This is a genomic window from Pseudomonas rhodesiae (genome assembly GCF_007858255.1).
Lineage (GTDB): Bacteria > Pseudomonadota > Gammaproteobacteria > Pseudomonadales > Pseudomonadaceae > Aquipseudomonas > Aquipseudomonas rhodesiae.
The window spans coordinates 429,203-441,488 of record NZ_VFEU01000003.1 but is presented as its reverse complement, the minus strand read 5'-3'; the positions used below and the strand labels follow the sequence as shown (position 1 = coordinate 441,488).

Here is a 12,286-nt window from a genome sequence, read left to right as displayed (position 1 = left end):
TTCTTTTCCGCCAAGGCTGGCCGCTTTCTACCGGATCTCCCATGGCCCGATGTGTAAACCTGTTATCTCGCATGATGCTGTTGCTGGCGGCGGCAGCGCCCGTCTCGGCGGCCACCCTTGAGGTGTTGGTGCAGCAGGCCGATGGCAGCCCGGTCAGCGATGCGGTTGTGACTTTGCAAGGCCCGGCCGCTGTGGCGGCCGTCGCGCCCAAGGCGGAGATGGACCAACGTGGCCAGCGCTTCGCCCCGCATGTGCTGGCGGTGCATACCGGCACCCAGGTGCGCTTCCCCAATAGCGACAATATTCGCCATCAGGTGTATTCATTTTCGGCCGCCAAGCGTTTCGAACTGCGCCTGTACGAAGGCACGCCGACCGCGCCACTGCTGTTCGACAAACCGGGCGTGGTGGTGCTGGGCTGCAATATCCATGACTGGATGCTCGGCTATATCTATGTCACCGACGATCCTCACTTCGGTGTCAGCGATGCCCAAGGCCGTGTGCGCCTGGAACCATTGGCGCCGGGGGATTACCACGCCACCCTGTGGCACCCGCAACTGGCGGATATGCAGCCGCTGGACGGCGGCACCTTGCATATTCCCGCCGCCGGCCTGAGCCACCGCGTGCAGCTCACCCTGCAACCCGCCTCGGCAGACCTGCCACCGGCGCCGACCGCCTTCGGTGACGCCTTCAATCGAGCTGCCCGTGAAACTGCGCAGTAGTTACCAGGCGCGGGTCGCCACGGTCCTGATCCTGCTGTCGCTGGTGGTGATCGGCGCGCTGTATTTCAGCGTCAAGATGGCCACCCGCCAGGCTGTCCATGGCCAGGCGCTGGCCCAGTTGCAGGTGGGCACGCGGGTGTTCGAGCGTTTGCTGGATGTGCGCGGCCGGCGCCTGGCCGATGGCGTGCAACTGCTGGCGGCCGACTTCGGCTTTCGCGATGCCGTGGCCAGTGGCGATTCGGCGACGATGCGCTCGGTGCTGCTCAACCATGGCAAACGCATCAATGCCAGCGACATGATCTTGCTGGGCATGGACGGCAAAGTCCTGGCCAGCACCGTCGACGAAGTCGCCGAGGGTTCGAGCTTTCGTTACGACCAGGCATTGCGCGAAATGCGCCGCCAGCGCCAGGCCGCGTTGTTGATCGTGCCGCTGCAAGGCACGCCGCACCTGCTGGTGGAAGCGCCGGTGTTGGCGCCGTTGCCGATTGCGCGGGTGGTGATGGGCTTCAGCATGGACACGGCGTTCGCCGATGAACTGCGTTCGTTGAGCAATCTGGAAGTGTCGTTCCTGGCCATCGACCGCCAGCAGCCCGGGACGCTGGTCAGCACCCAACCCCAGGTGCTGCGCGACAGTATCGTCAGTCTGATGCTGGGGGCGTCCACCCATGAGGGCGTGTCCACCACCGAGCATCTGGCACACCGTTTTCTCAGCCAATCGCTGGTGTTGGCCAGCGACGCCGACAGCCAGGTGCTGGCCTTGCTGCAAAGCCCGCTGGATTCGGCAATGCAAGCCTTTGTGCCATTGGATGAAAAGATTCTGGCCATCGCACTGGTTGCGTTGGCGGCGTCGCTGGTCGGCGCATTGCTGCTGGCGCGGGGCGTGTCGCGTCCGGTGCAAGCCTTGGCCCAGGCCGCCGAACGCATTGGCCATGGCGACTACCAGACCCCGGTCATCCTGACCCGCAGCGACGAACTGGGCCGCCTGGCCGTGGCGCTCAACGCGATGCAAAGCGGCATCGCCGAGCGTGAACAGCAACTGGCCCACAACGCGCTGCATGATCGCCTCACCGGTTTGCCCAACCGTGCGCTGGCCATGGAGCGCCTGGGCAGCGCGATTGCCACCCAGCGGCCGATGGCGCTGATTTACCTGGGCATCGACAACCTGCGCGCCGCCAGCGAAACCGCCGGGCCGGACGCCGTGGATGAGTTGTTGCTCAATGTCAGCCGCCGCCTGCAGGCCGTGCTGCGCCCACGGGACACCCTGGCGCATCTGATCGCCGACGAGTTCCTGCTGCTGCTTGACGGCGCCGGTCGTGACGAGGCGGTGGGCCTGGCCGACAAGCTGCAGCAATTGCTATTGCGCCCCCAGCGTATTGCCGGCCACGACCTGGCGCTCGACTGCCGCTTGGGCATCGCGGTGTACCCGGACGATGGCGATTCTGCGCAAAGCCTGCTGGAACGCGCAGCGATTGCCATGAAGGACGCCGCGCAAATGCCCGGTCGCTTGCAGGTGTACGAGCCGGGCCGCGACCTTGCTCATCGTCGCCAGATCACCCTGATCCGCGACCTGCGCCACGCCCCCGGCCAAGGCCAGTTGCTGCTGCACTACCAGCCCAAACTGGATATTCGTCTGGGCCATGTGCGTCAGGCTGAAGCCCTGTTGCGCTGGCAGCATCCGCAGTTCGGCATGGTTTCGCCGGCGGAATTCATCCCTCTGGCCGAGCGTTCGGGCAGCATCCAGTTGCTGACCCAGTGGGTGATCGAAGAGGGCATCCGCCAGTTGTGCGAATGGAACCGCCGAGGCCTGTACCTGCAACTGTCGCTGAACATCTCGGCCGACGATTTGCTTGGCGATGAGCTGGCCCACCGCGTTTCGGCGCTGTTGCGGCGCTACGGGCTGCCGGCCGAACAGCTGGTGTTCGAGATCACCGAAAGCGCGGTGATGCGCGAACCGGAAAAGGCCTTGAAAGTGCTGCACCTGCTGCGCGAGTGCGGCATCAGCCTGTCGGTGGATGACTTTGGCACCGGGTACTCGTCGTTGGCCCACCTCAAGCGCCTGCCGGTGCAAGAGTTGAAGATCGACCAGTCGTTTGTGCGCAACCTGGACGAAACCAGCGAAGACGCAGTGATCGTGCGTTCCACCATCGAGATGAGCCATAACCTTGGCCTCAAGGTGGTCGCCGAGGGGGTCGAGTACGCCCACAGCCTGCGCCTGCTGGAGCGCTGGCAATGCGATACGGCGCAGGGTTACCTGATCAGTCGGCCCTTGAGCGCCGACGCTTTCGAAGCCTGGGTGGCCTTGCCTCTCAGTGCGCAAACTTCGCAGGTGCATTGAGGGCTATGACGTGCGTCTTTCTCTACTGATCGGTTGCATGGCCAGCCTGAGCCTGCCCTCCGCCCTGGCCGATAACGGTCGCCTGATTGCCACTGGCGGCGCCAGCAGCCTGGAAGGCGCGGCGGGCGGCGGCATCACACCGTGGGCGGTGCTCACCGGTTACGGCGAGCAACACGAATGGGGCGCCACGGCGTTTGCCACCACGGTCGACCTGCCGGACTACCGGCTCGATGTCGCCGGGTTGGCGCTGGCCTACGACAACCGCGTGGAAGTCTCTTTCGCTCGGCAACGTTTTGACCTGGGCACCTTGGTACACAAGCTGAACCTGCCCGACGACCACCTCGGCCAGGATGTGCTGGGGGTCAAAGTGCGGCTGTTCGGCGATGTGATCTACGACCGCTTGCCCCAGGTTTCGCTGGGCCTGCAATACAAGCATCAGAACACGTTCGATATTCCGCGCCTGGTCGGCGCCAAGCGTGACAGCGACGTGGAAGGCTACCTGGCCGCCAGCCGCCTGTTCATGGGCGCGGCCTTTGGCTACAACGTGCTGGTCAACGGCGGCCTGCGCTACAGCCGCGCCAATGAAACCGGCCTGCTCGGTTTTGGCGGCGACCGCCGCGACCGCCGCAGCCTGCTCAAGGAAGGCTCGGTGGCGCTGCTGTTCAACCCGCGCTGGGCGCTGGGTGTGGAGTACCGCGAGAAACCCGACAACCTGTCCTTCGCCGGAGAAAGCGACTGGGCGGACGTGTTCCTCGCTTACTTCCCCAGCAAGCATGTGTCGTTTGTGCTGGCGTACGCACGGCTGGGGGAAATCGCCACGTTGGATAACCAGAACGGCACTTACCTGTCCGTCCAGGGGAGTTTCTGATGCGCGTATTGCCCGTGCTACTGCTGGTGCTGCTGAGCGCCTGCGCCCAGCAACCGCCCAAGGACGACAGCCTCTACCGCGACCTCGGCGCCATGCCCGGCATCACCCGCATCGTCGAAGGCATGCTGCTCAACATCGCCCGCGACGAACGCATCGTCGAGCGCTTCCGGCGTATCGACATCCAGCGCCTGCGCAACAAACTGATCGAACAGTTCTGCGTCGAAGCCGGCGGGCCATGCACCTACACCGGCGACAGCATGGCCGAGAGCCACAAAGGCCAGAACGTCAGCCGCAGTGATTTCAACGCGCTGGTGGAGGATCTGATCAAAGCGATGGACAGCGAAGGGATCCCAGTGCCCACACAAAACCGCCTGCTCGCCCGCCTGGCACGCATGCGCGGCGACGTGATCGAGCACTGATCCCAGCGCCAACCCCATTCCAATGTGGGAGGGGGCTTGCCCCCGATGGCTCACGGTATCTACACAAACCTCACAGACTGACCCACAAAAGAACTGCATGTTTTCAACGAAGCAATATAGATACCGATGCTGTGCAATGTGGGAGGGGGCTTGCCCCCGATGGTCGTCGGTATCTACATAAATCTCAAAGGCTGACCCACAACACTGTGGTGGGCAGGGCGAGCCCATGAAAAAGGCGGCTACCCGTAAGGGAAGCCGCCTTTGTCTTATCGCCGGTAACGCTTATTCCGGCAGTTTGAACGCCATCACATAGTCACCCTGCTTGGTGCCCAGGGAGCCGTGACCGCCGGCCATGACCAGCACGTATTGCTTGCCGTCCTTGCCGGTGTAGGTCATCGGGGTGGTTTGGGCGCCGGCTGGCAGGCGGCCTTCCCACAGTTGCTTGCCGTTTTTCACGTCATAGGCGCGCAGGTATTGGTCGAGGGTGCCGCTGAGGAACGCCACACCACCGGCCGTGGTGAAGGTGCCGCCCAGGCTCGGTACGCCCATGGTCAGTGGCACTGGAACCGGCGAGCTGTCACGCACGGTGCCGTTTTTGTGCATCCAGATGGTCTTGTGGGTGGTCAGGTCTACCGCCGCCACATAACCCCACGCCGGCGCCTGGCAGGGCAAGCCCATCGGCGACAGCAAGGCTTCAAGGATCACACCGTACGGTGCGCCTTTGTTCGGCTGCACGCCTTCGGTTTCGCTGACGCGCGGGCCTTGCTTGGCGATGTCGGCGGCCGGGATCAGTTTGGATTTGAACGCCATGTAGCTCGGGTTCACGAAGGCGATCTGACGTACTGGGTCGACGGAAATGCCACCCCAGTCGAACACACCGAAGTTGCCTGGGTACACGATCGAACCCTGCAACGACGGCGGGGTGAACGGACCGTCATAGCGCATGGATTTGAAATCGATACGGCACAGCATCTGGTCGAACGGCGTCACACCCCACATGTCACGCTCTTTGAGCGGCGGTGGCATGAAGTTCAGTTCGGACTTCGGCTGAGTAGGGGAGGTACGGTCGCCCGCGACTGCGCCCTGAGGCACGGCCACTTCGTGGATCGGCACCACCGGCTGGCCGGTTGTACGGTCCAGCACGTAGATGCTGCCCTGTTTGGTCGACGCCATCACCGCCTGCTTCACGCCGGCTTCGGTCTTGATGTCGATCAGCGAAGGCTGGCCGCCAACGTCCATGTCCCACAGGTCATGGTGAGTGAACTGGAAGGTCCACTTCACATGGCCGGTGTCGATGTCCAGGGCGGTCAGGCCCGCGGCGTACTTCTCGGATTCATCGGTACGGTCGCCGCCGTACTGGTCGGGCATCTGGTTGCCCATCGGCAGGTAGAGCATGCCGAGTTTTTCATCCACGGCGAACATGGACCACATGTTCGGCGAGTTACGGGTGTAGGTCTTGCCCTCGGCCAACGGGGTGGTGTCGTCCGGGTTGCCGCTGTCCCAGTTCCACACCAGCTTGCCAGTGTGCACGTCGAACGCACGGATTACACCGCTTAGCTCGTCGACGGAAACGTTGTCGGTCACATGACCACCGATCACCACCAGGTTTTTGGTCACGGCCGGTGGCGAGGTGGAGTAGTAACCGCCTGGGGCGAAGCTACCGATATTGGCACGCAGGTCGACTTGGCCTTTGTCGCCGAAGTCTTCGCACATCTTGCCGGTGTCGGCGTTCAGGGCGATCAGGCGGGTGTCGGCGGTCGGCACGAAGATGCGTTTCGGGCAGGCATTCGGCGCGGCGGCCGGGCTGGCGCTGCCGGTTGGGCTCTGCTCGGAGGCGTAGACGGCGTCGTCGTGATAAGACACGCCACGGCACGTCATGTGCGCCCAGCCCTTGAAGTTCTCGGCACCCTGGCTGCTGATCTTCGGATCGAAGCGCCAGATTTCCTTACCGGTGTCCGGGTCCAGAGCGATGACCTGGCTGTGCGGCGTGCACACGTAGAGCATGCCGTTGACTTTCAGCGGGGTGTTTTCCGCGGTGGTCTCGCCCGGATCGTTAGGGCCAGGGATGTCGCCGGTGCGATAGGTCCACGCCGGCACCAGTTTGTGCGCGTTCTCCGGGGTGATCTGCGCCAGCGGCGAATAGCGATCACCAAAGGCCGAACGGCCGTAGGAATTCCAGTCGCCATCGGCCTGGGCCGGCGCAACGCTGGCCATTCCCGGTACAGCGTCACGGTCCAGTTCGCCGGTCTTGACCATTTCACCGGGGTTGGTGAATTGGCTGGCCAGGGCGGTCGCACCGGCCAGCACCACGGCCACGCTCAGCGCGCCGGTGCCCAGTGGCGCAGGTTGACCACGCAGCAACGGGCGACGAACCCACGGCAGCAACATGACGATGCCCAGGGCGAACAGCAGCGCCAGACGCGGCACCAGTTGCCACCAATCCAGGCCGACTTCCCACAGTGCCCACACGGTGCTGGCGAACAGCACCAGTGCGTACAGGCCCAGTGCCGCGCGGCGGGTGGCCAGCAGCAGAATGCCGGTGAGGGTGATACCGATACCGGCCAGCAGGTAGTACAGCGACCCGCCGAGCGTGGTCAGCTTGATACCGCCGGCCAGCAGGGCCAGGCCCATGATCAGCAGCAAGACGCCGAGCAGCCTGGGCAGCAGGCGGCTTGGGCTCGAAGCACCATCAGTGCTCATAGTGTGTTTCTCCGTGACGTTGGAATAATTGTGTAACCCCGTGCTTCACTCACTGTAGATGACGATTCGGCGCGGGCTTGGTTCAGCGTTATTTCGGTTTTTGTGGGGGATAGCGGGGGTTATCCACCGGCGGGCGATTGAACCCCAGGCGCAGGTCGAGATAAGACAGCGCTGTCTTGGGTGTGGGAGATATTCGGCAAGATGGAATCGACCGCAGGCGTGAAACGTTTCAGTTTGTTGCGGCAAGGATAAAGAGATGACGCGCCGAGAGAAAGCGCAAATCGCAAGATGCATCATTTCCGATTTGGTAACAGTGACAGAACGTCGCTGCATGCACGGCGGTTTCAGCCTTGAATTGAATGGCGAACGAACTGCCCCCGCGCGGGGCAAGCCCGCTCACCACACCGTTGTGGGTCAGCCTGTGAGATCTATGTAGATGCCGATGGCCATCGGGGGCAAGCCCGCTCCCACAGCGTGCAGCACGGGTATCTACATTTTCTTTGCTGAAAAGAAGCGATTCTTTTGTGGTGAGAGAGCTTGCCTCGCGCGGGGCAAGCCCGCTCACCACACCGTTGTGGGTCAGCCTGAGATCTATGTAGATGCCGATGGCCATCGGGGGCAAGCCCCTTCCCACAGCGTGCAACGCGGGTATCTATATTTCTTTGCTGAAAAGAAGCGGCTCTTTTGTGGTGAGCGGGCTTGCCCCGCGCGGGGCCGGCGCCTTCACCACAAGAACCTCGGCTTTTTAAAAGGTCGTACGAATGCCCACCTGCACGCTGCGTCCCGGTGCCGGGGCGATGTCTCGCAGGATCGAGCTGGCATAGCGCACGGTCTGGTTGGTGAGGTTTTCACCGTTCACAAAGGCCAGCCATTGGCTGCCGCCGACGTTGAAGCGGTAGCCGGCACTGGCGCCCAGGGTGGTGTAGCCATCGGTGCCGCTTTCGTTATCCGGTACGCGGCCCTGGCCGGCGGCATGCTCCACGTCGATGCGCGCCTGCCAGCGGTCCAGTTCCCACAGCAGGCCGCTGTTCAAGCGCAATGGCGCAATGCGCGGCAAGGCTTCGCCGGTATCCAGGTTGGTGGCGCGGGTGTAATCGCCTGACAGTTCCAGCGCAAATTTCCCGTAGGCGCCTTCTCCAAGTTTCCAGTGGTCCTGGGCTTCGAAGCCGGCGAATCGCGCACGCACACCGGAGTATTCGTACTCAGGGATGCCGGCCGGGTCTTCTTCACCTTCGTCGTTCAGCGTACGACCGGTGCCCAACAAACCGATGTAATTGGAGAAGTGGCTGTAGAACACACCGAAGCTGCCCTGGTGGGTGCCATTGTCGAAACGCAGCGCCACGTCGCTGGATACGGCTTTTTCTTTGTTCAGATTGGCGTCGCCCAACTCGAATGTGCCGGTAGCGACGTGGGCGCCGTTGGCGTACAGCTCATAAAAGGTCGGTGCCCGCTCGGTGTAGCCCAGGGTTGCGGCCAGGGACCAGATCGGCGTCAGCGTATACACCGCGCCCGACGACAGGCTGCCGGCGGTGAAGTTATTGCTTTGGTCAGCCCCGGCGAAACGCGCGTTGCCCTTGGCGTCCGGGTCGACTTGGGTGTGCTCCAGGCGCCCGCCGAGGCTGAGCTTGAGGCGTTCGGTGGCTTGCAGTTCTTCGAGGATAAACACTGCGCCGGCGGTGGTGTCGGTCTGCGGCACGAAGGCTTCTTCACCCAGGGCCGAGAACTCGTTGCGCGTCACCTGGGCACCGAGCACGCCATCCAGGGGGCCGATTGGCTGATGCCGCGCTTCCACCCGTGCCTCGTAGCCTTCGTTCTTGAACAACGTGCCGGTTTCGCCGCCTTCGATTTCGCGGTGTTCGTAATCGGTGTAGCCCGCGTCGAGTTTCACCGAGGTAAACGGCCCCTGCAGGTTGCGGATCTCCGACGCAAACGCGTAGTGATCCTGCTGCATGCGAATTCGCACGTCCTGTTCAGCGGGCGAACCGTAGTTGCTGTCGTAGTTGCTATAGGACAGCCCGGCGTAACCGTCGTCCCAGGTGTAGGAGCCGCCCACCGCGCCGCCGTCCTGACGCCCGTCGCTGTTACCCAGGCGCCCGTTTTTGCCGGGGCCGTCGTCGCTGTCCGGAGCGTGGCGGCTGCGTGCGCTACCGGGGATTTTCAGGTCATTGAACGACCGCGCGCTGGCGTCCAGATGCAGGGCGAACGTGCCGTTGCCGGCCTCCAGTTTGCCGGCGCTGCTGCGGGTGGTGTCCGCGCCGCCGTAGCGCAGCTCGCCGGCACCGTGGATGCCTTCGATGGCCTCGGTGGGGATGCGGTTATCGAAGGTATTGACCACGCCGCCGATGGCGCTGCCGCCGTACAACAGCGCGGCGGGGCCCCGCACGATCTCGATGCGCTCCACATTGACCGGGTCCAGCGGCACCGCATGGTCGTAAGACAGCGACGACGCATCCAGCGCGCCCACGCCATTGCGCAGCAGGCGAATGCGGTCGCCGTCCTGGCCGCGAATAATCGGTCGGCTGGCGCCCGGGCCGAAGTAGGACGAGGACACCCCCGGCTGTTTGTTCAGGGTTTCACCGAGGCTGCCTTTTTGCTGCAAGGTCAGTTCATCGCCCTCCAGCACGGTGGTGGGCGAGGCCAGTTGTTCACTGCCCAGCGGATTGCCGGTGACCACTTGGGTCGGCAGTTCCAGAGCGTGGGTTTCGGTGCAGATCAACAGAGCGGCGGCCAGTGGAGTCAAGCGCCAGACGGAGGGGAGGGACATCGGACATTCCTTGGAAAAACGGCGAAAAGATTTGAAAGTTATAGTTACAATATAACATCTCTTTTTGCTGGGAACGGGAACTTTTTTACCTGGTCTGACGGGGTGATAAGGTGTGCACCTTTCCGACCCCCTTTTTTCATAGGCCTGGCATGACCGCGACAAGCAACGACCCGCTCCACGGCGTCACCCTGCAACACATCCTCACTACGCTGGTGGAACATTACGAATGGCAAGGCCTGGCCGAGCGCATTGATATCCGCTGCTTCAAGAGCGACCCGAGTATCAAGTCGAGCCTGACCTTCCTGCGCAAAACCCCGTGGGCGCGGGAAAAAGTCGAAGGGCTGTACGTGAAGCTGATGCGCACCAAACGACCGTTGGATTGATCCCATGAAGCGGTATGTGGCAGCAGCGGCACTGGCCGGTTGGGTGGGCCTGGCGATTCAGCAGTACCTGATTTTCTATTCGCGCTGGGAGTCCGGCGCCAGCCTGATGGGCGGGCTGATCAACTTTTTCAGTTTCTTCACCGTGTTGACCAACACCCTGGCGGCGGTGGTGCTCAGTTATGCCCTGGTCAAACGCCCGTCGGCGGCGCAGCGGTTTTTTCTCGCGCCGGCGGTGAGTAGCGGCATCGCGGTGAGCATTGTGGTGGTGGGCGTGGCTTACAACCTGTTGCTGCGACATCTGTGGCAGCCCGAAGGTTTTCAATTCATTGCCGACGAATTGCTGCACGACGTCATGCCCGTGCTGTTTGCGCTGTATTGGTGGCGTTGCGTGCCCAAGGGACAGTTGCGTTTAACCCATATCGGCCTGTGGGTGATTTACCCGCTGGTGTACTTCGGCTACGCGCTGTTGCGGGGGGATTTGCTCGGGCAGTATCAGTACCCGTTCATCGATGTGAGCACCCTGGGTTATCCACAGGTGTTCGTGAATGCCGGCGGCATTCTGGCGGGGTTTGTGCTGATTGCGTTGTTGGTGGTGGGGATGGACAAGTCTTTGCGAGCGCCATCCCTCTGATGCGGGCATGTCAGCCGCTTCATCGTTGGCTGACATGCTGCTATCAGGAGTGGGGCTTCATCCTGTTGGAGCGATGAGTTATGCCTCTTCGCTGCCGTCAGCGCGCCAGTAGCCGACGGCCTTGAGGTACTCCTCGTTTACTCGATGCGTATCGAGCAACACCCGGCGCACCCGCCGCGCCAATTGGGTCTCGGTCGCCACAAAACAGTACAGCGAGCCCTTGGGCAATGTCAGGTTTTGCACGGCTTCCAGCAGGTCATCCTGGCCACGCAGCACCCAGATCACCTCGACATCGGCGTTGCTGTGCAGCGTCTGGCGTTCCGCCGCATCGGCGATTTCGATCACGGCCAATACCTTGCGCCCGACGGGCAGTTCTTCCAGGCGTCGGCCGATGGCCGGCAGCGCGGTTTCGTCGCCGATCAACAGGTAGCTGTCGAACATGTCCGGCACGATCATCGAACCCCGTGGCCCGCCGATGTGCAGGTGCTGGCCGGGCGTAGCCTGTGCGGCCCAAGTGGAGGCGGGGCCATCGCCGTGCAGCACGAAGTCGATGTCCAGTTCGCCGCGTTGCGCGTCATAGCGGCGCGGGGTGTAGTCGCGCATGGCCGGTTGCGGGCCGTCGCCCTTGATGTTGAACGTCGGGCTGTCCAGCGCGGCCTGTTCGGCCGCGTTGCGTGGGAACAGCAACTTGATGTGGTCGTCGCTGCCCAGGCTGATAAAGCCCGCCAGTTCCGGCCCGCCCAAGGTGATGCGGCGCATGCGTGGGGTAATGTCGACCACGCGCAGCACGTCGAGGCGGCGGCGTTTGATCTCGTGGGTGACGCGGTGGATACCTGGCTTATTCATTGAGCTTTCCCGTCAGCGATGGCTTGGGCGGTGCCGTTGAGCAACGCGGCGACCCGCACGATTTCTTCCGGGCTCCAGCGCCCGTGGTGCGAATGCAAGGCATGGCGCAGGTTATGCACCGCCTCGTGGATTTCCGGCGGGCGGTCGTGGCCGCGCAACGAGCGTTTGCTGACGTCCATGCGCAAACGAATGCCATCGAGGGCAACCGCCTGTTCGCTTAAGAAGAGACGACCGGCGTCGGTGATGGTGTAGCGTTTTTTTCCACCTTCGCTGTCGCCGGCGATCAACTCGCTTTCTTCCAGGAACGTCAGCGTGGGGTAGATCACCCCAGGGCTGGGGGTGTAGGCGCCGTCGAACAAGGTTTCGATGCGGCGGATCAAATCGTAGCCGTGGCACGGCTGTTCGGCGATCAGCGCCGGCAGCAGCAATTTCAAATCCCCCGGCGCAAACACCCGTGGGCCGCGCCCGCCGCGTTCGCGGCCGGGGCGTTTGTCGAAGCCGTCGCGGCTGTCACCGTGGTCTCGGTGGTGATGAGGGTCTCTCATGGTCATGCTCTCCTGTCTCATTTAGATACAACTTAAGATATATCTTATGAGTCATGCAAAAACCTCTGACGAACGG

11 protein-coding genes are annotated in these 12,286 nt (G+C 62.9%); 6 read left to right on the top strand and 5 right to left on the bottom strand.

Annotation, left to right across the window (positions count from 1 at the left end; genetic code table 11):
- The first annotated feature begins 41 nt into the window (after positions 1 to 41).
- Genes FIV35_RS06745 through FIV35_RS06730 form a run of 4 tightly spaced genes read left to right on the top strand, consistent with a single transcriptional unit; the run spans position 42 to position 4,341 of the window.
- Positions 42 to 719 (top strand): methylamine utilization protein, encoded by a 678-nt coding sequence (locus FIV35_RS06745; protein WP_034096073.1) that lies wholly within the window; start codon positions 42 to 44, stop codon positions 717 to 719.
- Complete coding sequence (locus tag FIV35_RS06740; protein WP_034137135.1) at positions 703 to 3,054, top strand: putative bifunctional diguanylate cyclase/phosphodiesterase; 2,352 nt, start codon at positions 703 to 705, stop codon at positions 3,052 to 3,054. Before FIV35_RS06745 ends, FIV35_RS06740 begins: the two co-directional genes overlap by 17 nt.
- Positions 3,055 to 3,091: 37 nt before the next feature.
- Positions 3,092 to 3,922 carry a DUF3034 family protein gene (locus FIV35_RS06735; protein WP_034137136.1) on the top strand — a complete coding sequence of 277 codons (831 nt, stop codon included), beginning with the start codon at positions 3,092 to 3,094 and terminating at the stop codon, positions 3,920 to 3,922.
- Positions 3,922 to 4,341 (top strand): group I truncated hemoglobin, encoded by a 420-nt coding sequence (locus tag FIV35_RS06730; protein WP_034137137.1) that lies wholly within the window; start codon positions 3,922 to 3,924, stop codon positions 4,339 to 4,341. Before FIV35_RS06735 ends, FIV35_RS06730 begins: the two co-directional genes overlap by 1 nt.
- A gap of 282 nt (positions 4,342 to 4,623) precedes the next feature.
- Here FIV35_RS06730 and FIV35_RS06725 read toward each other — a convergent pair whose 3' ends face one another.
- From FIV35_RS06725 to FIV35_RS06715, 3 genes are all read right to left on the bottom strand, one after another.
- Entirely contained in the window at positions 4,624 to 7,041 is a 2,418-nt protein-coding gene (locus FIV35_RS06725) for a glucose/quinate/shikimate family membrane-bound PQQ-dependent dehydrogenase (RefSeq protein ID WP_083377907.1), read from the bottom strand.
- 229 nt (positions 7,042 to 7,270) lie between these two features.
- Positions 7,271 to 7,654, bottom strand: coding sequence for a hypothetical protein (locus tag FIV35_RS06720; RefSeq protein WP_146374954.1), 384 nt, complete (start codon positions 7,652 to 7,654; stop codon positions 7,271 to 7,273).
- Positions 7,655 to 7,786: 132 nt separating this feature from the next.
- On the bottom strand, positions 7,787 to 9,805 hold the full coding sequence (locus FIV35_RS06715) for a TonB-dependent receptor (protein ID WP_034137138.1): 2,019 nt from the start codon (positions 9,803 to 9,805) through the stop codon (positions 7,787 to 7,789).
- Positions 9,806 to 9,954: 149 nt separating this feature from the next.
- Here FIV35_RS06715 and FIV35_RS06710 point away from each other — a divergent pair, with 149 nt between their 5' ends.
- Both FIV35_RS06710 and FIV35_RS06705 read left to right on the top strand, forming a co-directional pair.
- A complete protein-coding gene (locus FIV35_RS06710; protein WP_034096082.1) occupies positions 9,955 to 10,188 on the top strand; it encodes a VF530 family protein in 234 nt (77 codons plus the stop codon).
- Positions 10,189 to 10,192: 4 nt separating this feature from the next.
- Complete coding sequence (locus FIV35_RS06705; protein WP_034137139.1) at positions 10,193 to 10,819, top strand: Pr6Pr family membrane protein; 627 nt, start codon at positions 10,193 to 10,195, stop codon at positions 10,817 to 10,819.
- 78 nt (positions 10,820 to 10,897) lie between these two features.
- Here the strand turns inward: FIV35_RS06705 and FIV35_RS06700 are convergent, their stop codons facing one another.
- Positions 10,898 to 11,665 carry a siderophore-interacting protein gene (locus FIV35_RS06700; RefSeq protein WP_034137140.1) on the bottom strand — a complete coding sequence of 256 codons (768 nt, stop codon included), beginning with the start codon at positions 11,663 to 11,665 and terminating at the stop codon, positions 10,898 to 10,900.
- Positions 11,662 to 12,210 (bottom strand): PadR family transcriptional regulator, encoded by a 549-nt coding sequence (locus tag FIV35_RS06695; RefSeq protein WP_034096085.1) that lies wholly within the window; start codon positions 12,208 to 12,210, stop codon positions 11,662 to 11,664. Before FIV35_RS06695 ends, FIV35_RS06700 begins: the two co-directional genes overlap by 4 nt.
- Positions 12,211 to 12,286: the final 76 nt, after the last annotated feature.